General features: G+C 56.0%; 22 protein-coding genes and 1 tRNA gene. 11 read left to right on the top strand and 12 right to left on the bottom strand.

Annotated features, from left to right (window positions below):
- Window positions 1–228 precede the first annotated feature (228 nt).
- The 9 genes from AC2FIM_RS01290 to pyrH form a co-directional block, all read right to left on the bottom strand.
- Window positions 229–318, bottom strand: a tRNA-Ser gene (locus AC2FIM_RS01290).
- An 88-nt stretch (window positions 319–406) separates the two neighbouring features.
- Window positions 407–2,833 carry a DUF3772 domain-containing protein gene (locus AC2FIM_RS01285; protein ID WP_496677768.1) on the bottom strand — a complete coding sequence of 809 codons (2,427 nt, stop codon included), beginning with the start codon at window positions 2,831–2,833 and terminating at the stop codon, window positions 407–409.
- Window positions 2,833–3,867 (bottom strand): cysteine synthase A, encoded by a 1,035-nt coding sequence (locus AC2FIM_RS01280; protein WP_142634220.1) that lies wholly within the window; start codon window positions 3,865–3,867, stop codon window positions 2,833–2,835. Before AC2FIM_RS01280 ends, AC2FIM_RS01285 begins: the two co-directional genes overlap by 1 nt.
- A 66-nt stretch (window positions 3,868–3,933) precedes the next feature.
- Entirely contained in the window at window positions 3,934–5,052 is a 1,119-nt protein-coding gene (locus AC2FIM_RS01275; protein WP_496707839.1) for an NUDIX domain-containing protein, read from the bottom strand.
- Between the two features lie 28 nt (window positions 5,053–5,080).
- Complete coding sequence (locus tag AC2FIM_RS01270) at window positions 5,081–5,521, bottom strand: TrgA family protein (RefSeq protein ID WP_496707840.1); 441 nt, start codon at window positions 5,519–5,521, stop codon at window positions 5,081–5,083.
- 16 nt (window positions 5,522–5,537) lie between these two features.
- Window positions 5,538–6,746, bottom strand: a complete 1,209-nt coding sequence (locus tag AC2FIM_RS01265; RefSeq protein ID WP_496707841.1) for a class I SAM-dependent methyltransferase — start codon at window positions 6,744–6,746, stop codon at window positions 5,538–5,540.
- A gap of 69 nt (window positions 6,747–6,815) precedes the next feature.
- Window positions 6,816–8,240, bottom strand: coding sequence for a cryptochrome/photolyase family protein (locus tag AC2FIM_RS01260; RefSeq protein ID WP_496677771.1), 1,425 nt, complete (start codon window positions 8,238–8,240; stop codon window positions 6,816–6,818).
- A gap of 48 nt (window positions 8,241–8,288) precedes the next feature.
- Window positions 8,289–9,515 (bottom strand): aminotransferase class V-fold PLP-dependent enzyme, encoded by a 1,227-nt coding sequence (locus AC2FIM_RS01255; RefSeq protein ID WP_496677772.1) that lies wholly within the window; start codon window positions 9,513–9,515, stop codon window positions 8,289–8,291.
- A gap of 250 nt (window positions 9,516–9,765) precedes the next feature.
- Window positions 9,766–10,518, bottom strand: coding sequence for a UMP kinase (pyrH, locus tag AC2FIM_RS01250; protein WP_271946712.1), 753 nt, complete (start codon window positions 10,516–10,518; stop codon window positions 9,766–9,768).
- Between the two features lie 95 nt (window positions 10,519–10,613).
- Between pyrH and miaA the strand changes: the two genes are divergently transcribed.
- From miaA to AC2FIM_RS01225, 5 genes are all read left to right on the top strand, one after another.
- Window positions 10,614–11,507 (top strand): tRNA (adenosine(37)-N6)-dimethylallyltransferase MiaA, encoded by an 894-nt coding sequence (miaA, locus tag AC2FIM_RS01245; protein ID WP_271946710.1) that lies wholly within the window; start codon window positions 10,614–10,616, stop codon window positions 11,505–11,507.
- A gap of 320 nt (window positions 11,508–11,827) precedes the next feature.
- Entirely contained in the window at window positions 11,828–13,498 is a 1,671-nt protein-coding gene (locus AC2FIM_RS01240; RefSeq protein ID WP_142634235.1) for an ABC transporter substrate-binding protein, read from the top strand.
- 117 nt (window positions 13,499–13,615) lie between these two features.
- The gene (locus AC2FIM_RS01235; protein WP_271946707.1) at window positions 13,616–14,662 is read left to right on the top strand and encodes an ABC transporter permease; all 1,047 of its coding nucleotides are present in this window, start codon (window positions 13,616–13,618) and stop codon (window positions 14,660–14,662) included.
- A 13-nt stretch (window positions 14,663–14,675) separates the two neighbouring features.
- A complete protein-coding gene (locus tag AC2FIM_RS01230) occupies window positions 14,676–16,139 on the top strand; it encodes an ABC transporter permease (protein ID WP_496707842.1) in 1,464 nt (487 codons plus the stop codon).
- Window positions 16,140–16,230: 91 nt separating this feature from the next.
- Window positions 16,231–18,318, top strand: coding sequence for a dipeptide ABC transporter ATP-binding protein (locus AC2FIM_RS01225; protein ID WP_271946703.1), 2,088 nt, complete (start codon window positions 16,231–16,233; stop codon window positions 18,316–18,318).
- A gap of 93 nt (window positions 18,319–18,411) precedes the next feature.
- Here AC2FIM_RS01225 and AC2FIM_RS01220 read toward each other — a convergent pair whose 3' ends face one another.
- A complete protein-coding gene (locus AC2FIM_RS01220) occupies window positions 18,412–18,990 on the bottom strand; it encodes a lytic transglycosylase domain-containing protein (RefSeq protein WP_142634243.1) in 579 nt (192 codons plus the stop codon).
- 207 nt (window positions 18,991–19,197) lie between these two features.
- Between AC2FIM_RS01220 and ssb the strand changes: the two genes are divergently transcribed.
- On the top strand, window positions 19,198–19,695 hold the full coding sequence (gene ssb, locus AC2FIM_RS01215; RefSeq protein ID WP_142634245.1) for a single-stranded DNA-binding protein: 498 nt from the start codon (window positions 19,198–19,200) through the stop codon (window positions 19,693–19,695).
- An 18-nt stretch (window positions 19,696–19,713) separates the two neighbouring features.
- A complete protein-coding gene (locus AC2FIM_RS01210; RefSeq protein ID WP_496677773.1) occupies window positions 19,714–20,784 on the top strand; it encodes a site-2 protease family protein in 1,071 nt (356 codons plus the stop codon).
- Here AC2FIM_RS01210 and aroB read toward each other — a convergent pair whose 3' ends face one another.
- Window positions 20,785–21,891: a 3-dehydroquinate synthase gene (gene aroB / locus AC2FIM_RS01205; protein ID WP_142634249.1), complete on the bottom strand. Its 1,107-nt coding sequence runs from the start codon at window positions 21,889–21,891 to the stop codon at window positions 20,785–20,787.
- Window positions 21,892–22,479, bottom strand: a complete 588-nt coding sequence (locus AC2FIM_RS01200) for a shikimate kinase (RefSeq protein ID WP_271946690.1) — start codon at window positions 22,477–22,479, stop codon at window positions 21,892–21,894. It lies immediately after the preceding gene.
- Window positions 22,480–22,558: 79 nt separating this feature from the next.
- Here AC2FIM_RS01200 and AC2FIM_RS01195 point away from each other — a divergent pair, with 79 nt between their 5' ends.
- From AC2FIM_RS01195 to AC2FIM_RS01180, 4 genes are all read left to right on the top strand, one after another.
- Window positions 22,559–22,708: a hypothetical protein gene (locus AC2FIM_RS01195; RefSeq protein WP_185956616.1), complete on the top strand. Its 150-nt coding sequence runs from the start codon at window positions 22,559–22,561 to the stop codon at window positions 22,706–22,708.
- On the top strand, window positions 22,698–24,221 hold the full coding sequence (locus AC2FIM_RS01190; RefSeq protein ID WP_142634253.1) for a hypothetical protein: 1,524 nt from the start codon (window positions 22,698–22,700) through the stop codon (window positions 24,219–24,221). The genes AC2FIM_RS01195 and AC2FIM_RS01190 overlap by 11 nt, the downstream gene beginning before the upstream one ends.
- Before the next feature lie 2 nt (window positions 24,222–24,223).
- Window positions 24,224–25,177 carry a site-specific tyrosine recombinase XerD gene (locus tag AC2FIM_RS01185; protein WP_496677775.1) on the top strand — a complete coding sequence of 318 codons (954 nt, stop codon included), beginning with the start codon at window positions 24,224–24,226 and terminating at the stop codon, window positions 25,175–25,177.
- Between the two features lie 63 nt (window positions 25,178–25,240).
- Window positions 25,241–26,548 carry an HlyC/CorC family transporter gene (locus AC2FIM_RS01180; RefSeq protein ID WP_142634257.1) on the top strand — a complete coding sequence of 436 codons (1,308 nt, stop codon included), beginning with the start codon at window positions 25,241–25,243 and terminating at the stop codon, window positions 26,546–26,548.
- The last annotated feature ends 78 nt before the right edge of the window (window positions 26,549–26,626 follow it).

Raw genomic sequence — 26,626 nt, 5'->3', positions numbered from 1 at the left:
CTGTAGTTACCCAACCGACACAGGAATAGGCCCTACCCAACAGATTGACTGCCTCGCATCCTGAAATTCCCTTGCCTGCAAGAAACAGTAATTCTGGGCCATCTAAATTGGATGAATTCGCTCAACATGGGTTATGTGAATCGCTTACCGAGCCTTTTTTGCTGGGGGGCTCCAAAACAATGTCTGAGATGTGAAACACCTAAGCGTCCAAGACAAGAGCTGGTGTTGTGGCGGAGAGACAGGGATTCGAACCCTGGAGACGGTCTCCCGCCTACACACTTTCCAGGCGTGCGCCTTCGACCACTCGGCCACCTCTCCGTGCGGGCGTTATTTGGACTATCGCCTGGGGATTTGCAAGGCCCGATTAGTGTAAAATTCTCTGGCTCGTTTCAGGCCCGAACTTGCCTCAGGGTTCGTCACCATCACCGTCGGAAAGATCAGCCTCGGTCAATTCGGCGGGCGAAGAGGCCGGGGGCGCTTTTGCCTCTGAAACAGGCTCAGATGGGGGCATTTGCGCGTTATCTGACGATTGAAGAGCCTCGGGGTTTCGCAGCCAGACATCACGCTGAGCAAACGGTATCTCGATCCCCTCTTCCACAAAGCGGCGATTGATCTCATGGTTCATGTCGGACTTCACCGAAAGAACCCAATTCACATCCCGCAAAATGGCGCGGATTTCAAAGTCCAGAGAATCCGCACCGAACCCCTGAAACACAACGTTGGGTGCCGGATTCGCCAATACCATCGGATGTGCGTTGGCGATTTCGCCCAGGATTGTCTCGACTACGCGGGTATCGGTACCATAGGCCACCCCGACCGGGACAATGACGCGTCCGATCGTATTTCCACGGGTATAGTTGGTGACAACACCGCTGATCAGGTCCGAGTTTGGGACAATGACATCTGTTCGATCGAAGGTCTCAATCCGGGTCGAGCGTACCGAGATGTCGCGCACATAACCCATCATCCCGTTTACGTCGATCCAGTCGCCTTTTGAGATCGGGCGTTCGACCAAAAGAATAATGCCGGACACAAAGTTCGAGACAATAGTTTGCAGACCAAATCCGATCCCGACAGAGAGCGCCCCGGCCACGATGGCCAGAGACGACAGATCGAAACCCGCAACCATGATGGCGACCAAGGCTGCCAGGAAGATACCGACATACCCCGTCCCTGAAACAATCGCGTTTTGACCACCGGGATCAATGCTCGTCTTTGGCAGCAAAGAGGTCCGCAACCCACCCTGCAGGGCGCGTGTCAGTCCGTATCCGATCAGGAAAACCACCAGAAAAGTAAAGAAATTACTGGGCGAGACGGTCACGCCCCCAATGTCGAACCCCAAAAGGAGCCGCGACCATGCCTCTAACAAATCGGTCTCGCGTGCGCCCCAGATCAGCGCCAGAACCGGCAGGGCCAAAATGGCCATGGCAAAGCCAATCAGAACCGAAAACAATGTGTCTCGGGCTGCCTCACCCTTGCGGGTTATCAATCCATAAACCGAAGTCAGGAATCGTTGAAGGATGATCAGTGCGGCAATCAGGATCAACGATTTTACCGCTGGAAAAACAATGGCCTCAGCAGCGTTGTTATAACCGATGGCGGCCAGAACTGGGCTGAAAACTCCCAACAGGAACAATGCTCGGCGCAAGAATTCGACCAGCTGGATGACCCCGGTTCCACGGGCATTGCCATCAGGTTCTGCCTGCACCTCGGCAAGCCGTATCTGCCGCGCACGCAACAGAACCAGAGCAGTTGCAAGAATAACTGGGAAGCCCACAACCGCGCGCGTCGCATCCGAAGTATTCTCGATCTGTTCGAAGAGATTCCCAAGATCATGCAAAATGAGAAAAACGGCAAGCAGATCCAGGTAGATTCGAAGCTCGGTGATCCGCTTTGGCGAGAGCTTTCTGAAACCCTGCGCCTGCTGCATTACATAGACCTGACGACCAATCCAGTCGTAGTACAGAACAATGGCCGCCCAGAACGGTACGTTTTGTATCAGAAGGGTTCCCCGCAATCCCAATATCCCCGTCAAGACGACGGCTTTTACCAGCAACAAAACACCCAGCCATGGCAGAATTATCCGAAACAGCGATGTCAGGAATGTCCATACGCCAGTTCCCTGCCCCCCTATGGTACGCAGATAGTTCCCGGCAGCCTCGGACCAACGTTTTCCATAGCCCAGCAAAACAATGGCCACGAAGACCAGCAATAGAATTCCAAGCCCCTGTTTGCGAAGCTGCTCATGCACCACATCTGTTTGGTAGTTCTGCACAGCCTCGTTGAAAAGGCTTCGGCCCGCTTCAGTCAGGTCAACCCAGGCTGGTCGCCAATAGCTGGGGTTCAGTGGCGATGGGCCGCGCTCCAACAGCTCTTTTTTCTGCCTATTTCGCAGGATTTGGTCAATTTCTGCGATCAGTCCGTTGGCGCGACTGAAGGCCTCGTCGGAAATGATATGCGGCACCCGCAGCGCGTTCAGTTGGTTTTCAAGATGTGAACGCAGCGTAGCAATGTCTTCCGGTTCGGTTGCATCACCTTCCGGTCCGGGACCCAAAGCCTTGATCTGGCTTTCAAGGGTCTGAATACGTTCGGTATTTGCACCACGCGCGCTGTTGAAAACATCTCGATAGGTATGAATTTCCGATCGCAGATTTTCCAGCGAAGCGTTCGAGGCCCGATTGGCCTCGATCACATCTTCGGCCCGATCCGCCGTTTTTACCCAACCCTGATAGTAGTCACTTTGCCGATCCGAAAGCTGGGCCGTTGCAGGGCCAGACAGAACTGCAAACAAAAGTGAAACAAGGGCCAGAAACAGGCGGACCTGCCGCAACATCATACGTCCTCGAAAACGCCCGGAATGCTACGCGGCGCCTCGGTCATCCAATCAGGAACAGGCAATTCTTTTTCGCGCAGGAATTCCGGGTTGAACAGCTTGGATTGATAGCGCGTGCCATAATCACACAGGATGGTAACAATGGTATGGCCCGGACCCAGATCCTTGGCCAGGCGCACGGCGCCAGCCATGTTGATGGCGGTCGATCCGCCCATGACCAGACCTTCGTCGCGCAGAAGGTCAAAGATATAGGGCAACGCTTCGTTATCCGTCATCTGATAGGCGAAATCCGGTTTGAACCCCTCAAGGTTCTTGGTGATCCGCACCTGGCCAATACCTTCCGCGATCGAGCTTCCCTCCATCGCGATCTCACCGGTTTTGTAATAGGAATACAACCCGGCCCCCATCGGATCGACCAATGCGATCTTGACGCCTTTGGGCTGCAGGGCCTCGGCCACACCGGCCAACGTGCCACCTGAACCAACCGCACTAACAAAGCCGTCGACTTTACCGCCGGTTTGCTCCCAGATCTCGGGGCCGGTGGTCTCGACATGGCTCTGACGGTTGGCGACGTTGTCGAACTGATTGGCCCAGATTGCGCCATTGGGTTCCGTCTGCGCCAGTTCTTCAGCCAGACGGCGAGAGTAATGTACAAAGTTGTTCGGGTTGCGATACGGCGCTGCCGGGACCTGAACTAACTGTGCGCCCGCAAGACGCAGCATGTCTTTCTTTTCTTCGGACTGGGTCTCGGGGATCACGATCACGGTCTTGAAGCCCATCGACGCCCCGACAAGCGCCAGACCGATACCAGTGTTTCCGGCGGTGCCTTCAACGATGGTGCCCCCAGGTTTCAGATCGCCCCGTGCTATGGCATCGCGAATGATATAAAGAGCGGCACGGTCCTTGACCGATTGACCAGGATTCATGAACTCGGCCTTGCCAAGAATTTCACACCCGGTTTCCTCACTGATACGGCGCAGCCGGATCAACGGAGTTTTCCCTACTGCGTCGGCAAGGTCTTTCGCAATGCGCATGGCGCCCTCATTTCTTTACGTATCAACGAAGATTTACAGATGCTGCGCAACAACCACAAGCCGCGATCACGCCCCACGCAGCCTGTCTCTGTGCCGAGCCAGCCAATGCGCCAGTGACAATAGCGGCAAATCCTTGAACCCATGCCCGTCAACTTGGTCCATGAACTGAGCAAAGGGAATGATTTTGGTGCGGATATCCTCACCTTCCGAGGCAAGCCCGCCATCGTCTATCGTTTTCTCAAGATCGGCCAACCCTACGTAAAGATAGACGTATTCGGTGGACGATCCGCTGGACGAATAGGCCTCTCCGGCAAATTCAAGCGACTTGAGGTTGATCTGGGCTTCTTCCATCGCCTCACGCCGCGCAGCCTGTTGCGGCGTTTCACCGGGGTCAATCATGCCTGCAACGGGTTCCCACATCCACGGCTCGGGGTCTTCGATCAGGAAAACCGGCGTCCTAAATTGTTCAACCAAAAGCACCGCATCACGCCCCGGATCATATGGCAGAACCACCACAGCACTGCCCTGCATCAATCCGTTGCGGTTCAGCACCGACCCCATCGTGCCGTCATTCCTTCGGTGTTGAAGCTGAACCTCCTGCATGCCGAAATAGTCAATATAGGCATGGGTATGCTCGTGTACGATCACATCCTTCTTCGGATCACGCGCGTCACCGGTTCCGCGTTTGCGTGCAGCCAGCTTGGCCCAGGCGCGGGTTCGGATCGACGGAAAACTGCGCGCGATCTTGAGGGCATCGGCCTTGCCGTAATAGCCCATGACCTCTTGCGCGGCGGTTAGGGTCAGATCCGCCCACGCGTCTGCCCAGTCCTGCAAGGACCATAGCTCATCGGGCGACCACAGGTCAGGCTCGGGAAAGAACACGCTGACTTCGACAACAGAGCCATCGGGCAATTCAACGGGCTGCCGCTGCAGATCATAATCAAACCCCCCTTCATAGAAAATCAGTCGCTTGAAATCCTCGGGTTCGAGGCCCTGAACCAGAAGGCCATCCGCAACGGCCCCACGTTCTGGCTTGATCATCGGAAATGCCTCGTCGCGCACGCCGTAAACCGCGTGATCCTTCAGCTTGGCCTCTGACAAAGTCAGGCATGACAGCGAACGGCCAAGCACCAGTTGCAGCAGTGGCAGATGCCGAAGCGTGCCATAGAAAAACAGATCGTTCACAAGGGTATCTCGCGTTGGTGTTTGGGTGCTAGCGCCAGCGGCGGCTTGCTTCTTCCGTCGCCAAACCGGCGATAAGAGCGCCAATAGCCAAAGTCCACAGAATTTCCGGAGCTAACAACTGTTCGCCATAGCCAACGCCAATCTTGAATATCGCCATAAGGGCCTCGAACGGGCCGTCATAGCGGTGGCGCATGGCCAAGCGGAACATCTCATAGGTGCCCTGAACGAAAAGACCCCAAAACACCAGCGAAGCAATGCCTGTCAGTCCGTTATTGACGGCAGCGGTCCACCCTTTGCCGGTTCGCTTACCCATGATTTTCCAACCACACGCGACCCCAAGGGCCATGTTGAAGACAGTGAAGTAGCCATAGCTTTTGCCTTCTTCACCATTTGCTATGATCATGCTGGAAACCAGAAATGCCACCACCGCCAGACAAAGGGCTGCGACAAGACGTGAGGCGCTGGGCATTCTAAAGGTCCGTTTACTAAGTAGGTTTCGCTATGGTGATCTGTGTCACATCACAGTTGCCGGTGTCAAAGGCCGCGCCGCAAGCGGTCAAATAATAATTCCACATGCGGCGAAAACGCTCATCAAACCCCATTCCCGAAATCTCGTCCCATTTGTCATTGAACGTCTCGTACCAGCGGCGCAGTGTCAGATCATAGCTTTTGCCGAATTCTTTTGACTTCACCACGGTCAGACCCGCATTCTCCACCTGCTCCTGCAGAATTGTCGGAGCCGGAAGCATCCCCCCCGGAAAGATATATTTCTGAATGAAATCAACACCATTCTTATACACATCCCAGCGATGATCGCCGACGGTAATGATTTGCAAGGTTGCCTGTGCGCCAGGTTTTAAGCGATCACGGATAGTGTCGAAATAGACCGGCCAATATTTCTGACCAACCGCCTCGAACATCTCAATAGAGGCGATCCCGTCATATTGGCCCCGTTCGTCACGATAATCCTGCAGCTTCAGATCAACTAAATCTGTAAGCCCTTCTTTTTCAATGCGTTGACGGGCAAAGCTCAACTGTTCCTTGCTGATCGTCAAGCCTGTGACCCGCAGGCCACGCTCTTTTGCTGCATATTCGGCGAAACCACCCCATCCGCAGCCAATTTCCAGAATATGGTCACCGGGCTTGGCACCCATTTCATCAACCAGACTGGTGTATTTAGCGGTTTGTGCCTTTTCCAAGCTTTCCTGCCCGGTTTCGAACAATGCACTGGAATAGGTCATGGTATCATCCAGCCATAACCCATAGAATTCATTACCTAAATCGTAATGATAAGAGATATTCTTTTTAGCCTGTCGACGGTTGTTTCGATGCAGCCAAAAGCGCAGGCGTTCATAGGCCTGTACCAGAAATTTCCCGGTGAAATCGTCGTACACGGTCTCGGTACCCAGATGCACTAGATCCATGAAGGCACGCAGATCTGGTGTGCTCCAATCGCCTTCCAGATATCCGTCTGAAAACCCCAGCTCACCCTCCCGGATAAGTCGTGCAAATACGTCCGGATTGTGAATATCGACCCGTGCGACAGGCCCAGGGCGTTTGCCTTCGGTGCGAAATACACGACCGTCTGGCAAGGCAATATCAAGCTGCCCCTGCTCCATCTGGTTCAGCATATTCAGAACATGTGCAAAATATCTTGGCAGGTCTGTCTGCCCTTCGATTGTAGTTAGAACCATCCGCTCTCCCCTGTGCGGTTGTTGTAGAAGGCTAAAACGAGTTTGTGTTTCTGGCAAGTTTTCAGTTCTTTACCGGCTTTTTCGGCCCTCATAGGCCGACAAGGCACGCGCGCGCCCTTCGGCCAAACCCACAACAGGGTTTGGGTATGGCGCAGACGGATCAAGACCCCACTTGCAAGGAATGGCTTCAAAATAATCAAGTGCGCTCGAGGGCGGGTTTGACTGTCCTTCGGCCACCCATTTCCGCACATAGTCGCAATAGGGATCATATTTTTTTTGCTGCGCCTCAGGGTTAAATATACGGAAAAACGGGGACGCATCTGGGCCGGACCCAGCAACCCATTGCCAACCCATCGCATTTGAGGCCGGATCCCAATCGGTCAGGCAATCGGAAAACCAGCCCATACCGATTTTCCAGTGCGCCATCAGATGTTTGGTCAAATAGCTGGCGACAATCATCCGGGCGCGATTGTGCATGCGACCTGTGACGTACATCTGTCGCAACCCAGCATCAACCACGGGAATGCCTGTCCTTGCCTGCTTCCAAGCAATGATCTCGGGGCTAGAGACGTTCTGGCCCCAAGGGAACTGATCCCATTCCGGTTTCCAGTTGTTGCTCAACAAATGAGGCGTATGGAACATCAAATGATAGGCAAATTCACGCCAAACCAACTGTCGCAAATAGGCTTGGGTACTGGACATGCCGAACATCTCTGCGCCCTGAAGGGCGTGCCAGACGCTACGTGGTCCAATCTCACCCAGCGATAGATATTCGGAAATGCCCGACGTTCCATCCTCGGCCAGCTGATCCCGGGCTTCGGGATACCCCGAAAGCCGTTCCAAGAACCGATGGAGCGTTTTGAACGCTGAGTCTTCCCCTGGCTGTACATAGCGGGCGCAAACTGATGCCCCGCGGTTCATTCCCGCGGCCAATCCCCACGACTCCAGAGTATCTGTATGCGGCCATTCCTTCGGCGGGGTCAGCGCGGCGGGTCGCGCATGTGGGAATGGAACCTCGCGTTTCTGTACCGATCGCCACATTGGTGTAAACACGCGAAAAGGCGTTCCGGTCTTGGTCTGGACGGTCCAGGGCTCAAAAAGCAGGTGCCCGGAAAACGATTTGGGCTGTACGCCCAGTTTGGTCAGAGCCGTCTTGATCCTTGTATCTCGGGCAATCGTGTCCGGATCGTAAGCCCGAGACCAATAGACCTCGGTGGATCCGGTTTCCTTGATCAGGTTTTGCAGAACCTCCAACGCATCCCCGCGCCGCAAGATCAGACGGCTTCCCAACTGCGCCAACGCACGGTCAAACACCTCCAGGCCCTTGCCGAGGCGCCATTTAGGAGCCGCACCCAAGGCCTGCCCGAGATCGTCGAAAATATACACCGGAATGATTGGCCGCCCCGTTGCCGAGGCAGCGCTGAGTGCAGGATGGTCCGACAGTCGCAAATCCTGTCGGAACCACACAATTATCGGCGGGCTCTTGGGTCCCATGACTGCTCCGTATTGTTTACCTTTCTACGCAGCAGTCTCAGAACTGGATCACAAAACAGCGTCCAACGCATTCAAAAGCTGATCAATTTCCCGTTTCGATGTGTAATGCGTAAAGCTGACTCGCAAAACACCTTGACCCAGATCCACACCCATGGCCTGCAAAGGACGCACGGCATAGAAATCTCCGCCACCGGCCATAACCCCATGCGAGGCAAGACTGGCAGCAACAGATTCAGCATTTCGGTTCAGCGCCAGCGCGACCGTTGGCGCACGCCGCGAGGCATCAGAGGTTCCGATCAGACGGGCTGCATTACGATCTTTAACCGCATCCAGAACCGGTTGTAGCAGGGCGATCTCGTGCCCGCGCATCAGGTCGTGGACAAACGCTCCCCGCGCTGCAGCACCAGTTCCGGGTCCGTCATGATGTTCGCATAATAGATCGACGTAATCCGCCATGCCCGCGCTGGCGGCGATCTGTGCGTGATCCGGCCCTGCAGGGGTAAATCGTTGATAAAGAACATCGCCGTTGAAATAGTGCCCCTGATTGGGCAACAGCTCCCCCAATGCCCGGCGGATCACCATGCATCCCTGATGAGGACCATAGGTTTTATACGCCGAAAACAGATAGATATCCGGTCCCAGATCACCGACATTCGGAAATCCATGCGGCGTGTAAGAGACACCGTCGACGCAGACAAACGCGCCTGCCGCATGTGCAATCGCAGTTATCTCGGTAACCGGATTGATTTCCCCGACCACGTTCGAACAATGCGGAAAACAGACCAGACGCACCTTTTCGTCCAGAATGTCCTCAAGATCCTGCGGGTTCAGAGACCCGGATTCGGGGTCTATCTGCCATTCGCGAACCTCTATGCCCTCATCAGCAAGACGGCGCCAAGGCCCCGAATTGGCCTCATGATCTTGATTTGTCACGACAATCGCATCACCCGGCTGCATCCACTGTCGGAATGCCTGCGCCAGAACATAGGTGTTCTGCGTGGTCGACGGGCCAAAGCTCAGTTCATCTGCATCCACACCCATGATCGCAGCCATTCGGGCGCGGGCCTCGTCCATTTCCTCTCCGGCCAGACGGCTGGCATCATAGGGGGCATAGGGCTGTACCTTGCGCTGGGTGTAATAGCGCGTCAAACGATCAAGCACCGGCTTGCAAGTATATGATCCACCAGCATTTTCGAAAAATGCCTGCCCCTGCAGGCTGGGTTCGGAAAAAGCCGGAAACTGCGACCGAACGAAATTGATATCCAGAGTGCTCATGGCACGTGCCTCCTTGATCATGCTTGCCTATCCAAGAGGTGCCCGAGCATGATTTCGGAACCCTCAGAAATCATGGCAGGTCTTCCAGCCCAGCCGACACGTTCAGGTGCCCGCAGAACCTGCGCCTTTGCCGCGCAAGTACGCCGACAAATTGCCCACAGCTTTTGCCATCGTCAAGAACACTGTGCCCTGAACCAAAGAAAAAGCCGGGCAACCATGCCCGGCCTTGAAAATGAGTATCGTTCGGGTGTCAGCCCTGAACTTTTGTGTAGGTTCCCTCACCGGCCAGGATACCGCGGAAACCGCCCGGCTCATCCAATCCGAATACGATCAGAGGCAGGTTATTGTCGCGCGCTAGCGCAATGGCCGATGCATCCATGACTTTCAGCCGCTTTGCCAACACGTCATCGTAGCTGACCGAGTCATAACGCACCGCATCCGCATGTTCTTTGGGGTCTTTGTCATAGACACCGTCCACGCCGTTCTTACCCATAAAGATCGCCTCGCAAGCCATCTCATTGGCGCGCAGTGTCGCTGCGGTATCTGTGGTGAAATACGGATTCCCTGTTCCAGCGGCAAAGATGCAGACCCGTTTCTTTTCCAGATGCCGCACAGCGCGGCGGCGGATGTAAGGCTCGCAAACCTCATCCATACGAATGGCCGAGATCACACGAGTAAATACGCCAACCTCCTCAAGCGCCGATTGCATGCCAAGCGCATTCATGACCGTAGCCAGCATACCCATGTAATCCGCCGTCGTCCGTTCCATCCCCTGGGCTGAACCGCTGAGGCCGCGGAAGATGTTGCCACCGCCGATGACCATGCAGATCTCGACCCCAAGGTCATGCACCGACTTTACCTCTTGCGCGATGCGCTGAACGGTGGGGGGATGCAGGCCAAAACCCTGATCTCCCATCAGCGCCTCGCCCGAAATCTTCAGCATCACACGGCTGTATTTCGCCTTGGTCGTATCGACAGTGTCGGTTGTGGGGGAAAGGGTCATATTGCGCTCCGGGCTGGCACGGGTTTAATTCCGGCGCAAAATGAAGCAAAAGCTCCGCAGGTTCAATGCGGATGATGAGGAATGAGGCAACCTGAATGGCCAATGCCGAGATGACGCAGTTTTGGGACCGCCTTCCCCCTATTCCTGACGACAAACCCGTCTTGATCGCCGGGCCCACCGCATCGGGGAAATCAGCATTGGCGCTGAAGATCGCCGAAACGTTCGGCGGCGTGATCGTCAATGCAGATGCAAGCCAGGTTTATGATTGCTGGCGCGTGATCTCGGCGCGTCCCTCCGCCGAGGAAGAAGCCCGCGCGCCGCATCTGCTTTATGGTCATGTGCCTTATGATCAGGACTATTCGACTGGCCACTGGTTGCGCGAGGTCAAGCCATTGCTGTCCGGCGGTAAGCGCCCCATCATTGTGGGCGGTACAGGTTTGTATTTTTCTGCCCTGACCGAAGGTATGGCCGATATCCCGGCGACTCCGACCAAAGTTCGGGCTGCCGCGGATCAACTGGACCTAGCTACACTGATTGATGGGGTCGATGCTAAAACCCTGGCCGGGATTGACACCCGGAATCGCGCCCGCGTTCAACGTGCGTGGGAAGTTCAGCAAGCCACCGGGCGCAGCTTGCGGGACTGGCAAGCCGACACCCCTCCTCCGGTCCTGAACCCGCAAGACGCCGTGCCCATTGTGTTTGATGTCGACAAAGAATGGCTATTGGATCGGATCAGGCGCCGGTTTGACCTGATGCTGGAAAGTGGTGCTTTGGAAGAAGTTGAGGCGATGCGAAACCGGTATGACGCCTCGCTGCCGTCTTTCAAGGCCATCGGCGTTCCCGAGTTGGTAGCCTATCTTGAAGGCCGTATCACACTGGATGACGCGCGCGAGCGTGCCACAATCTCGACCCGTCAATTTGCCAAACGTCAGCGCACGTGGTTTCGCGCACGCATGAGAAACTGGATTCGCGCTGATTTATCAAAGTGATACTTAAGGTCGTTACAAACACATTTTCAAAACAACAGCCGCAGGTTCGAAGTGATCGAATCTGATTGGCGGTCACTTATTTGAATTACCCGGAGCACAGATTAAGCATCCGCGATGACGGAAACTTCGGCCTCAAAATGTCGCTTTTGTGCAGTTGATGACGATTTCCGACATTGACCTCATGGGAAATCTGGTGCCGAATGACGCCATGGGGATGCTGCATATCCAAAAAAAAACACACGAACCTGCTGCCTGACACCAACCGGTCTGAGCGGTTCAGAGCTACTTCATCAAAATCGATGTCACAGGGAGAGACATTAATGAAACACCAAACCATTACCGGAGCGCCGATCCATCGTGCCGCGGAAATGCACGCGCAAGAGTACCGCGACGGGCAACTAAGCCGCCGCGAGTTTTTGGCGCGCGTGACGGCATTGGGGGTTACCGTCCCCGCCGCCTATGGAATGATCGGCCTGGCGTCTCCGGCACAAGCACAAGAGCCACCGCGCGGTGGAACTATCCGCTATCAGATGGAAGTGCGCGCCCTGAAAGATCCACGTACTTATGACTGGACGCAAATTGCGACCTTCACGGCTGGATGGCTGGAATATCTGGTCGAATACAACAATGACGGTTCGTTCAAGCCGATGTTGCTGGAAAGCTGGGAATCCAACGATGACGCGACTGAGCACACGCTGAACGTTCGCAAAGGCGTCAAGTGGAACAACGGTGATGACTTCACCGCAGCGGATGTCGCCCGCAACATCGAAATGTGGTGTGACGCGGCAGTCGAGGGGAACTCGATGGCATCGCGCATGTCATCCCTGGTTGACGAGGCAACCCAGAAAGCGGGTGAAGGTGCAATCACTGTGGTCGATGATCACACGGTCAAGCTGACTTGCAACACGCCCGATATCACGATCATTCCTGGTATGGCCGACTACCCCGCAGCCATCGTGCACAGCAGCCACGATCCCAACAATATGCTGGCCAACCCGATTGGCACTGGCTTCATGATCCCTGAAAGCCACGAAGTGGGCGTAAAGGGTGTACTGGTCCGCAATGAAGAGCACGACTGGTGGGGATATGCTGCGGGCAAAGGTGGCTATATCGATCGGATCGAATTCATCGACTACGGCACCGACCCTGCGGCCTTCCTGGCTGCTTATGAGGCCGAAGAGATCGACATGAACTGGGAGTCGGTCGGCGAATTCGTAGACATCTTTGACAGCATCGGCCTGACACGGTCCGAGATTCCATCGGGCTTTACAATCGTCATCCGCCCGAACCAGCTGGCCGAAGATGCCGACGGCAACAAGATCTACGCCGACAAACGTGTGCGGCAGGCCCTGGCCATGGCCGTCGACAACGCCGTCTGCCTGGAGCTGGGCATGTCGGGATACGGCATTCCTGCCGACAACTGCCATGTTGGCCCGATGCACCCGGAACATGATTCCGCTGTAACCCGCCTGCCCTTTGATCCCGCAGCGGCCAAAGCGCTGATGGACGAGGCCGGAATGGGTGACTTCGAGCATGAGGTTCAGTCCATCGACGACGACTGGCGCCGCAACACGACCGCGGCCGTGGTAGCTCAGTTGAACGATGCTGGCATCAAGGCACGTCATACGGTTCTTCCGGGTTCGACCTTCTGGAACGACTGGACGAAATACGCCTTCTCGTCGACCAACTGGAACCACCGCCCGCTGGGCACGCAGGTTCTGGCGCTGGCCTACAAATCGGGCGTAGCCTGGAACGAGGCTGGTTTCGCCAATGACGAGTTCGACGCGCTTCTGGCCGAGGCAAACTCGATCGCGGATGTCGACAAGCGTCGCGAAGTCATGGCCAAGCTGCAGGCGATCATGATCGAAGAAGGCGTGACCATCCAACCCTATTGGCGGACGGCGATGCGTCACCACCGGGACAATATGGTTGGGGTTGAAAAGCACATCGCCGACCTGCCACAAATCTATAAGTTCGGCGTTCTTTCCTAAGCCGACAGATACAAGCCGCGCCGATTGGGCGCGGCTTTTTCGTCCGTATCGTGGCGACCAAAAAACAGCGAAGTGTGGGGCTTTTGACACCTGCACTGGCCACCAACAGGGGCTAATATGGGACTATTCATTCTAAAGCGTGTCGGCATCATGCTCATCACAGCTTTGTGCCTGACATTCTTGGTCTTCTTCCTCACCAACCTGTATCCGAACCTCGAAAAGCTTGCGAAAACGCAGGGCAATTTTCGGATGTCCGACGAACAGGTTGAAAGCTATCTTCTGAAAAACGGGTATCTGCAGCCGACGCCGATCAAATACGGCGAGTGGTTGGGCGTGCTGCCTTCCTATCGGCACACCAACGAAGACGGCAGCATACAAGGAAGATGTATCCTGCCCGGTGAAACCGCCGAAACCTCGCCAAGTTTCTGCGGCATCCTGCAGGGATACTGGGGATACTCCTCGGTTTTCAAAGAGGAAGTTTCGAAAGTTGTTGGCACCCGGCTGGCCCTGACCGGTCGGCTGATGCTTTGGGTTATGTTGCTGATGGTCCCTTCGGCTCTGATCCTTGGAGTTCTGGCAGGTATGAAGGAAGGATCGGCCACCGACCGGACCCTTTCAACCTTTGCCATCACCACAACCGCGACGCCGGAATATGTGTCGGGCGTGATCTTCATCGCGATTTTCTCTTCATCTGCGGTGGGGTTGAAATGGTTCAAGGGCATTTCAACGCAGGCAATGGAAACGCCGACCTTTGAAAACTTCTTCCTCCCGGTGCTAACCATCTCGCTATACGGAATGGGCTATATCGCCCGCATGACCCGCGCCTCGATGACCGAGGTGATGACGTCGCAATACATCCGTACCGCGCGCCTTAAAGGGGTTTCCTTCCCGAATATCGTCATGAAGCACGCGCTGCGAAACGCGATGATTGCACCGTTCACAGTCATCATGCTGCAGTTTCCCTGGCTGCTGAACGGTGTGGTGATCGTCGAGACCTTGTTCCAGTACAAGGGCTTCGGCTGGGCACTGGTGGAGGCGGCTGGCAACAACGACATCCAGTTGCTGCTGGCGATCTCGGTCGTGTCGGTCTTTGTGGTGCTGGTAACGCAGCTGATCTCGGATATCGGCTATGTCTACCTCAACCCGCGCATTCGCATTTCGTAAGGAGGGACAGAACATGGAACCACTTACCTGGACCGGCTCTATCGCCATTCTGAACCCCTTGCTGATGATCGCACTGGTGGCGTTGGGGGTATCAATCATCGTCTGGATCTTGGGCAGCATCGTGTTGCCCGAAACGCCGGTCGTCGTGAATATCGACGGCACAATCAATGCAGATACCGGACTGCGCGGCCTGACGCAGATCGCGTTGAGGTACAGCTTTTTCGCCTGCGTCGCGCTGTGTCTGGCCTATGTGGTGCTTGGCATTTTGATGGGAACAAGCGCCGGGATCATCGGAGCGATCTCGCGGCAGTTCTTACCTGTCTGGATGTCGCTGATCATTCTGTTTGCAATGTCGATCGCCTTCAAGCGCAAGCTTGGCCTATATGGCAAACTGTTTGACAGCCCCATCGGCATGATCGGTTTTGGCCTTGTGATGTTCTGGGTCTTTACCGGCATTTTTGGTGCGCTGGACCTGATCGTCACGCATGATCCGCTGGCGCAGGTTTCAGGTATGAAGAACAAGTTGCCCGGAACTCCAATGCCCAGCACTGAGGACGGAACATATTCCTGGTATCTACTGGGTGGGGACAATCTGGCCCGCGATGTGTTCAGCCGGATGGTCAAAGGGGCATGGATCGTGGTGCAGATCGCACCGATGGCAACCATATTTGCCTTCATGGTCGGGATTACTTTGGGCCTGCCTGCGGGGTTTTATGGCGGACGTCTGGACACGCTCCTGTCCTTCCTGGCAAACCTGATACTGGCCTTCCCGGTAATCCTGCTGTTCTATCTGCTGGTCACGCCCGAGATCGTGGCAACCGGTGTGCCGAACTATATGGCAGCCGTGTTGTTCGTCTTTCCGATCCTGTTTCTTTGCGTCCTGCTGAATTCGCGGTTCTATACGCGGCCCAATTTCCGAACACCTCTGCTGATCGGAGTGTTGGGCATCGCGATGTGGCTCTATCTATCTCTGATTTCAACAGACGGCTACATCATCGAAACCAACAGCTACAACATCTGGGGACTGCCCACCTATCTGGACCTGTTCAATATCCCCGGCGGCATTCTGGTCGTGTTCGTTTCGGTGGTTTTCGTGAACTCACCCACGGTATTCCGTATCGTGCGTGGCCTGGCGTTGGACATCAAAACCCGCGATTATGTTGCCGCAGCGCAAACCCGTGGTGAAGGTCCATGGTACATCATGCTTTGGGAAATCCTGCCCAATGCGCGCGGGCCGCTGATCGTCGACTTCTGTCTGCGCATTGGCTATACGACCATCCTTTTGGGAACCTTGGGATTCTTTGGCCTCGGGCTACCACCCGAAAGTCCCGATTGGGGGTCGACGATCAATGAAGGGCGCAAGCTCTTGTCGATCTATCTGCACCCTGCCCTGCCACCTGCGCTGGCGCTGTTGACACTGGTTCTTGGGTTGAACCTGTTGGCTGATGGCCTGCGCGAAGAAAGTCTGAAGGACTGATGTATGAGCGGCCGGGGGCCTGCCCCCGGACCCCCGAGGTATTTTTGGCCAGATGAAGGGGATCCCCGGGATCTGGTGAGGAGCAACACAGATGACCAAACTTGCGTCCTATGAGGGCCCGATATTGGAGATCGACAAGCTGTCGATTTCGTTTTTCACGCGGTTGCGCGAGATCCCTGCAGTGATGGATTTTTCGGTCAGCGTGCAGCCTGGTGAAGCTGTGGGGCTGGTTGGGGAATCGGGGTGCGGGAAATCCACCGTTGCGTTGGGCGTGATGCAGGATCTGGGCAAGAACGGGCGTGTTGTTGGCGGATCCATCAAGTTCAAGGGTCGTGACCTATCCGAGATGACGGCCGAAGAACTGCGCGATATTCGCGGCAATGAAATAGCCATGATCTATCAGGAACCTATGGCCAGCCTGAACCCCGCGATGAAGATCGGTCGGCAGCTGATGGAAGTACCGATGATCCACGAGGGCGTCAGCAAGGACGAGGCCTATGCCCGTGCGCTGGAAGTGGTCACCGATGTACGCCTGCCCGACCCTGAACGGATGCTGAATTCTTTCCCCCACCAGCTGTCGGGAGGCCAGCAACAGCGCATCGTGATCGCGATGGCGCTGATGTCCAAGCCATCGTTGCTGATCCTGGACGAGCCCACCACCGCGCTTGACGTGACCGTCGAGGCCGCGGTGGTCGAGCTGGTCAAGGATCTGGGCAAGAAATACGGCACCTCTATGCTGTTCATCAGCCACAATCTGGGGCTGGTGCTGGAAACCTGCGACCGGCTGTGCGTGATGTATTCCGGCGAAGCGGTCGAGCGCGGCTCGATCAAGGATGTGTTCGACGAAATGCAGCACCCCTATACGCAGGCGCTCTTCCGGTCGATTCCACTGCCGGGTGCGGACAAGAACGCGCGCCCGCTGGTGGCCATTCCGGGCAATTTCCCCCTGCCTCATGAGCGCCCTTCGGGCTGCAACTTTGGCCCACGCTGCGACTATTTCGAGGAAGGTCGCTGTGACGCGCAGAACATTCTGATGGAGGCCGTGCCAGGCAATGACCGGCATCATACCCGCTGTCTGAAATTTCAGGAGATCGACTGGAACGCGCCCATCACCCTGGCCGAGCAAAAGGAAAAAGGTGAGATTGGCCGCGTTGTTCTGAAGATGGAAAATCTCAAGAAATACTATGAGGTTGCGGCAAATGCATTGTTTGGCGGCGGTGAAGCGAAGGTAGTCAAAGCAAACGAAACTCTGAGCTTTGAGGCGCATGAATCCGAGACACTTGCAATTGTGGGCGAATCCGGCTGCGGCAAATCCACCTTTGCCAAAGTTCTTATGGGGTTGGAGACGGCAACGGACGGGCAGATCCTGCTGGACAACCGCAATATCGAGGACGTGCCCATCGAAGAGCGCGACGCCAAGACGGTGGGCGAGGTTCAGATGGTGTTCCAGAATCCGTTCGACACGTTGAATCCTTCGATGACCGTGGGCCGTCAAATCATCCGCGCTCTGGAAATCTTTGGCGTCGGTAAGTCCGAGGCCGAGCGCAAGAAGCGGATGCTCGAACTGTTGGACTTGGTGAAACTGCCCCGCGCCTTTGCCGAGCGGATGCCGCGACAGCTATCGGGCGGGCAGAAACAACGTGTCGGCATCGCCCGCGCCTTTGCCGGGGATGCGCGGATCGTGGTGGCGGATGAGCCGGTCTCGGCGCTGGATGTATCGGTGCAGGCGGCGGTAACCGACCTGCTGATGGAGATCCAACGCGAGCACAAAACCACACTGCTGTTCATCAGCCACGACCTGTCGATCGTGCGCTATCTCAGCGACCGGGTGATGGTGATGTATCTGGGCCATGTGGTCGAGCTGGGCACCACTGATCAGGTGTTTGCACCGCCCTATCACCCCTATACAGAAGCCCTGCTGAGCGCGGTCCCCATCGCCGATACATCGGTCGAGAAGCAGCACATCGTCTTGGAAGGCGACATCCCATCAGCGATGAACCCGCCTCCTGGCTGTCCGTTTCAGACCCGCTGTCGCTGGAAATCCGAAGTCCCCAACGGTCTTTGCGAAAGAGATGTCCCACCCGTGAAAACCCTGGCAGACGGTCATCAGGTCAAATGCCATCTGGCAGACGACATCCTGGCACGTATGGAACCCGTCATAAAAATCGCCGCAGAGTGAGGGCGTGAGAACACCAAAGGCGTCGGAGAGCTTCCGGCGCCTTTTTCAAACCAAACAAGCTTGGCCAGCCATTCTTAGAATGCGCTGCCGGGCTTAACCGCCCCAAATCACCTTCACGTAATTCTGGGTTTCCTTGTAGGGTGGTACGCCGCCGTGTTTTTCAACAGCCTGAGGTCCGGCGTTATAGGCGGCCAGCGCAAGCCGCCAGGATTTGAACTTGCGGTATTGCCAGGACAGATACCGGGCCCCACCTTCAAGATTCTGTTTCGGGTCGCGCGGGTTCACGCCCAATAATTGCGCGGTCCCGGGCATCAACTGGGCCAGACCCAACGCGCCTTTATGTGACACGGCATGCGGATTCCATCCACTTTCCTGCTGAACAAGGCGCAGGAACAGCTCTTCGGGAACATCGTGTTTACGAGCCGCTTGCCGCGCCATCGTCAGGTACTCACCCCGATAGTTGCCGGAATATCGCTTACTGAATTGTGGTTGAGGCGTCTTAGGCTTCAACCGATCTGAATCGCGGTACTGGGTGGCCGCACGGCCGTCCAAATATTTGGATTGCTTCAGAAAGATGTCCTTACGGCTTTTGGTAGACAGCGTATCCGCCGCAGCGAGTCCACAGGTCAACGCAAAGCATAGAACCGATAAAAAACAAAATCTGAAACGCATTAATGCCTGTCCCGCACTGTCACGAACCCGAGTGAGTATATGTATTTCAGCCAATAATGAAAGCATGGTAAATTTTCTACGTGCAAACTCCCGACCAGTTCATTTCTCATGATCCATGTTCCAACCATGGTTCAGGGCGTATAGGGTCTCAGAAATACACAGCGCCAGATTCGGGCGCACTCAAGTCAGTTAAGAACGGGGAAATACATGGCGGGTTCTGTCAACAAGGTCATTCTGGTGGGAAATCTGGGGCGTGATCCCGAGGTACGGTCGTTCCAGAACGGTGGCAAGGTCTGCAATCTGCGCATCGCCACTTCCGAGACCTGGAAAGACCGCAACACCGGCGAACGCCGCGAGCGGACAGAATGGCACTCGGTCGCGATTTTTTCAGAACCATTGGCCCGCATTGCCGAGCAATATCTGCGCAAGGGCAGCAAAGTTTATATCGAAGGTCAGCTGGAAACCCGCAAGTGGCAGGATCAGTCCGGTCAGGACCGCTATAGCACTGAGGTGGTTTTGCGCCCCTATCGCGGCGAACTGACTTTGCTGGATGCGCGTGGAGAAGGCGGCGGCGGTGGCGGTGGTCAATCCGGCGGTTACGGTGGCGGCCAGGCAGGTGGTGGCTATGGTGACCCCTATGGCGGACAATCCAGCGCCCCGGCACCCGCGTCTGGTGGAATAGACGACGACGAGATTCCGTTCTAAGCACACCGGAGACACATCATGACATGGTCCTTCTCGCTCGGCCGACTTTTGGGGTCGGAACTGAAGGTCCATGTCACCTTTTTCCTCTTGTTGGCATGGGTTGGATTCGCTGCCTATTCTACCGGAGGGATGCAGGCCGCGATCGGGAATCTGATTTTCGTGCTTGCCCTTTTTGCATGTGTGGTCGCGCATGAGTTTGGTCATGCGCTGATGGCGCGGCGCTATGGCATAAAAACTCCGGACATTACTTTATTGCCGATCGGCGGTCTTGCCCGATTGGAACGGATGCCAGAGAACCCCATGCAAGAGGTATCGGTGGCTTTGGCCGGTCCTGCGGTAAACGTCGTCATCTGGATCATCCTCGTCTTTTTGGGCGCAGGAATGCCATTTGAAACACTCGCCAATATTGATTCACCCGAGACCGGGCTTTTGAACCGCCTCGCCTATGTGAACCTTCTTCTGGCTGCCTTTAATCTCATCCCCGCATTCCCGATGGATGGTGGACGCGTTTTTCGCGCACTGCTCTGCCTGAGGATGGATCGGGTCAAGGCCACGCGCATTGCCGCATTTGCCGGTCAGATAGTGGCGGTAGGATTGGGGTTTCTGGGGCTAAGCACAGGCAATCCGTTGTTGGTTCTGATCGCGGTTTTTGTATTCGTTGCCGCCAATGCAGAAAGCCAGGACGTCGCAATGCGATCAGTGGCGCGTCAGGTTCTGGCCCGCGACGCCATGATCACCGAGTTTCACGCCCTATCGCCAACCGACACGCTTGCGACCGCCGCTCAAGCGGTCATTCACACCACTCAGCATGAATTTCCATTGTTGGATGCAACGGGGAGACTGCAGGGCTTTGTCACGCGCGACCGGCTGTTTGCTGCCCTCGCCAAAGATATTCCCCGGTCAGAATTGGCCAGTTCAATCATGGTTGAGGATATCCCGACAGTGACCCTGAGCAGCGGGTTGGAAGCGGTTCTGAAACAGTTCCACGGGGGTGCCCCCGCAGTTGCCGTCTGCACGCGGTCAGATCAGATGGTCGGCTATATTACCCGTGAAAATATTGGCGAGTTAATGATCATTCGCGGGCGTTGATCAACCCAGCGCGTCCTTGAGGACACTCAAAACCGCATCCCGCGGAACATCCGACGTGACAAATGCCTGCCCGATGCCTCGGGCCAGAATGAAACGCAGTTGGCCATCGATAACCTTCTTGTCTTGCGCCATCAGCTCGACCAGCGCTTCGGCGTCGGGCAAATCCCCGTGGATATCGGAAATGTCGGTTTTCATGCCCATCGCACGCAGATGTGCCCGAACCCGGCTTGGGTCCTCTTGCGAACATAATCCAAGTCGCGCCGACAGTTCGAATGCCAGTGCGCATCCAATCGCAACGCCTTCTCCATGCAGCAAACGATCAGAATACCCGGTAGCAGCCTCAAGCGCATGACAGAACGTATGCCCGAGATTCAGCAGGGCGCGATCCCCCTGCTCGGTCTCATCACGAGCGACGATGTCGGCTTTCATCTGAACGGATCGGGTGACGGCCCGAACCCGCGCGGCCATATCCCCGCCCGAGACATCGGGGCCATTGCCCTCGAGCCATTCAAAGAATGCTGCATCCCCCAACAGCCCGTATTTTACGACCTCACCATAACCGGACAGGAAATCCCTGTCGGTCATTGTGCCCAGAACCGAAGTATCCGCCAGCACCAGTGAGGGTTGATGAAATGCGCCAATCAGGTTCTTGCCCTGCGGTGCGTTGATCCCGGTTTTGCCGCCGACCGAACTGTCGACCTGCGCTAGCAGCGAAGTTGGTATCTGAACAAACCGTACGCCCCGGCGCAAAACGGCCGCGGCAAATCCGGCGAGATCACCTATAACCCCACCTCCGAACGCAACCACCACGTCACGCCGCTCGATTTTCTCGGCTAACAACCATTCGACCGCACGCTCAAAATGCGGCCAGCTTTTGGTGGCTTCGCCCGCGGGCAGCGCCAATGCGGACATTTCGATCCCTGCGCTGGCCAACCCATCCCGCAACGCGTCAAGATGCAGGCTCGCCACGTTTTCATCGGTCAGAACCGCTACTTTGGGTCGCGGCAGCAAAGGTGCTATGCGCTGACCGGCCTGCGTCAGCAGATCGGGGCCGATCTCTACATCATAGGACCGATCCCCAAGCTCAACATGTACGGTTTGGTGCATCTATTTCCGTTCCAAAACATCAGGTCGCGTCATCAGAGCTTTGACGACACGCTCTACCATATCTTCAATCGAGACATCCCCGTCGGACGAAACCGCCAGATCGGCGCGTTCATAGATCGGAACACGCTGATCGTACAATGCACGAAGGGTCGCGAACGGGTTTTCGGTGCGCAAAAGCGGGCGCGTATCCTTGTGGCGAACGCGGTTCCACAACACACCCAAATCGGCGCGCAACCAAACGGACACCCCGCGTTGAGTGATCATGTCGCGGTTTTGTTCGGTCATAAAGGCACCGCCGCCGGTAGAAAGGATACCTTTTTCCTCGACCAAAAGCCGCCCGATGACCTGGCTTTCCTTGCTGCGAAAAAAGGCTTCGCCATCACGCTCGAATATCTCGGGGATGGTCATGTTGGCCGCTGATTCGATTTCGGCATCGCTATCGAGGAAAGGAACCTGCAACCGAGCGGCCAATGCGCGGCCTACGGCGGTCTTTCCGGCCCCCATCATACCTACAAGCACCACTGTTTTGTGCAGTGTATAGTCCGAAACGGCAGATGCCGCATGGGTGTTATGCTTAATTTCGCTCATTTCATCGTGAATGACGTGATCTTAGGAAAAATGCCAGTTATAACTTGGTCAAAAGAGAAAATTGAGGCAGCGTTTGACCATGGGCCGTCTGATCAAGTTCCTGATATATCTGATTTGCCTGTGTTTCATCGGGCTGGTGGGATATGTCTACCTGGGTGAGTTTTTTGGTGCAGATTTCTCTGCGCCGCAAAGCGAGGTCAGGGAGCCGGTAATACTGAATGTCGAATAAAGTGGCGGTGGTTGCACTGTTTCTTGCAGGAACAGCGCAGGCGCAGCAGGAACCCCTTTCTGTTATTGAATGGCTGGCCAATCCTCCGGAAAACCTTCCGGGGACGGTTTTGCTTGAGCCACCCGTGGCGCAGCCCGGCGGTCAGCCCGATGTTCTTGTGACCCCGCTTCAGGCATTGTCACAACCCCTGGGCCTGGTTGCTTCGACTGTCACAGGATTGCCTGTCGACATGTGGCAGAACAGCGATCCCCAACGCCTGTCCGAACTGATCGAAAGCGTCCCGGTCAAGTACAACCCTGCAATGCAGCGTTTGCTGTTCACGTTGCTTTTAACCGAAGCTCGGGCACCGACGTCCAGTAAAGGGGAAGAGATTTTGCTTTTGGCGCGGCTCGACCGCCTCATGCATCTTGGCGCTGCGGACCCCACGCAATCATTGGTACAGCTGGCAGGCCCGACGAACAGTCTTGACCGATTTCAACGCTGGTTCGACGCCACCCTTCTGACCGGGGATGAAGATCGCAGTTGCACGGCGCTGATTGCTCAGCCGCATTTGTCACGGGACTATGCCGCTCAGATTTTCTGCAAGGCCCGGCGTGGGGATTGGGACTCGGCCGCTCTCACGCTTGAGGCAGCCCATGCCCTACAGGTTCTGGCACCACAAGAGCTGGAGGTTCTGGACAGGTTTCTAAGCCCTGAACTGTACGAAGACGCCGAGTATCTGCCGCAACCGGACGACCCCTCGCCCCTGATGTTCCGCTTGTTCGAAGCTATTGGCGAACGTTTGCCCTCGGCTGCTTTGCCCCGCGTCTTCGCAAATGCGGATCTGCGGGATGTTGCGGGCTGGAAGGCTCAGGTCGAAGCCGCGGAACGGTTGACACGCGTTGGGGCGCTAACGCCAAATCAACTGCTGGGGCTCTATACAGAACGGTCTCCGGCTGCGTCTGGAGCCGTATGGGACCGGGTATCGTCGATACAGCGGTTCGAAAATGCACTTGATTCTGGCAATTCGGCAAAGATCGCCAAAGCTCTGCCGGTGGTTTGGAACCAGATGCGCAATATCGGCCTGGAAGTGCCATTCGCTGAACTTTTCGCCGGGCGCCTCTCTCAGGTCAAACTACAGAAACCCGCGGCCGAGGATCTGCGGTGGCGCATTCTGTTGCTGTCAGATCTATATGAAACAGCGGCGTTGTCGGCTCCGGACAATTCTGAAGAAAGTCAGTTTCTGGCTGCGCTGGCTCAGGGTGATCCGGGGCGCGCGCCCTCCCCTTCGCCGCTGGCGGATGCCATCGCAGAGGGGTTTGCATGGGCGGCGCCGGTGCCAACCGATATCAGCAACATGCTGGACGAAGGCCGCCTCGGTGAGGCGCTTCTGGAGACGATGGTGCTGTTTGCCCATGGATCGCGGGGAAATCTGGTCGACCTGACAGCAGCCATGGCAACCCTGCGCCGGGTCGGTCTAGAAGATACCGCGCGCCGCGCCGCGCTGAACCTGCTGATCCTGCAGGGCAAGTGATCATGACGTCTCCGGGCTCTGATGAAATCTGGATTTCGACCTTTCTGGAAGCACAGGCCGCCGAGTTAGGCGCTGCCCAAAATACGCTTGTTGCCTATGGCCGTGATCTCAAGGATTTTGCGGCCTGGCTGCGGCGCCGGAAAATTGGGTTTGCCGAGGCCGACGCCAAGCAGGTTGAGGATTACCTGATCAGTTGCGACGCACAGGGATTGGCTCAATCCACCCGCGCCCGCCGTTTGTCTGCCATAAAACAGATTTATCGGTTCGCATTCGAGGAAGGCTGGCGTTCGACAAACCCCGCGATCAAGATCAAAGGCCCAGGACGGCCAAAGCGGCTGCCGAAAACTCTGGATGTATCCGAGGTGGACCGGTTATTGGTTGCTGCGCGCGAAAGCGGGCGAAACAACATCGAAAAGCTGCGCAATACCTGCCTGATGGAAATCCTGTATGCCACCGGGATGCGTGTCACTGAACTGGTATCGTTGCCGGTGTCATCGGCGCGCGGCGATCCGAGGATGCTCTTGGTATTGGGAAAAGGCGGCAAAGAGCGGATGGTTCCACTGTCCCCTCCGGCTCGACAGGCGCTTTCGGCATGGTTGGCGGCTCGGGATGAGACTGAGGAAAAGCGTGTTACAAAGGGTGGGCAGAGTTCCCGATTTCTTTTTCCCTCACGTGGCAAGGCCGGGCATCTGACACGGCATATGTTCTATCATCTGATCAAGGAACTGGCGGTTCACGGTGGGGTTTCGCCCGAAAAGGTTACACCTCACACCTTGCGTCACGCTTTTGCGACACATCTTCTTGCCAACGGTGCCGATTTGCGATCGATCCAAACATTGCTTGGTCACGCGGATGTGGCGACCACAGAAATCTATACTCATGTCCTGGAAGAACGGCTGGCTGAACTGGTGTTGCAGCATCACCCATTAGCTAAAGATCCAGTTGAAAAGGGCTAACTCCTTGATCCAGTCAAGCCGCGCCCCCATAACAGACGCAGAAACACAAGCAGCTAAGGACCGATGGAACCCTCAACTTCTCTGATCGACGGCACATTCTGGCTTACGTCCGGTGCCATATTGCTATTGCTCTTCTTATCGGGGTTTTTCTCGGGTTCTGAAACGGCTCTGACGGCCTCGTCACGCGGCAAGCTGCGGGCGCAGGCGGACAAAGGGTCGCGCGGGGCGCAGAAGGCGCTGGACATCACCGACGACAACGAACGGCTGATCGGATCGGTTTTGCTGGGCAACAATCTGGTCAACATTCTTGCGGCCTCGTTGGCCACAGCGATGTTCACGCGCCTCTTTGGCGAAAGCGGCGTAGCGTTGGCAACCCTGGTCATGACCTTGCTGGTTCTGATTTTTGCTGAAGTTTTGCCCAAGACTTATGCCATAACCAATTCGGAAAAAGCGGCATCCGCCGTTGCTCCGATCATCAGCGTGGTTGTCACCCTATTCTCACCGGTCGTTTCGGCCGTACGCCTATTGGTACGGGGAGTTTTACGCCTCTTCGGTGTACAGATCGACCCGGATAGCAACATTCTGGCCGTGCGCGACGAAATCGTTGGGGCCCTGCATTTGGGCCATTCCGAAGGCGTGGTCGAGAAGGAAGACCGTGACCGCATTCTGGGCGCTTTGGATCTGGGTGAACGTGCGGTTGAAGAGATCATGCTCCATCGTTCGAATATCGAGATGGTTGATGCGGATGACGCTCCCGAGGCGATCCTGAAACAATGCCTTGAAAGCCCCCATACACGCCTGCCTGTCTTTAGGGACGAACCAGAAAACATCGTTGGGGTTGTTCACGCCAAAGACCTGTTCCGCGCTATGTATGCTCATGCAGGAAGCAGCGAACGTGAAAACAACCGACTGAAAGAGTTCGATGTCTCAAAGGTAGCGAACGCCCCTTATTTTGTGCCTGAAACGACCACTCTTGACGATCAGATGCGGGAATTCCTGCGGATGCATAGCCATTTTGCGCTGGTGGTCGACGAATATGGTTCACTCAGGGGTCTAATCACGCTTGAAGATATCCTCGAAGAAATCGTCGGCGAGATTGCTGATGAGTTTGACATTGATGAGGACGTCCCGGTAACGCGAACCGAAGACGGCCAGTACCTTGTTGAAGGCGCAATGACGATCCGCGATGTAAACCGCGCGATGGAATGGTCTTTGCCCGACGAAGAGGCCAATACCGTGGCCGGTCTGGTCATCCACGAAGCGCAGATGATCCCGATCACGGGTCAGGTATTCTCGTTCCACGGGTTCAGATTCGAAGTCGTCGCGCGCGAAGGCAACAGGATCACAGAGCTGAAGATCCGTCCCCTCTGATCCTCTCGCTGCGACAGCCTTTGTCGTGAACGGAACAGTATCCCTGGTTCTGCGATTGCAGGCTTTGACTATATCGCA

This window comes from Ruegeria sp. CDSC052, from assembly GCF_059610685.1.
This window is presented reverse-complemented; position numbering and strand designations above follow the sequence as displayed.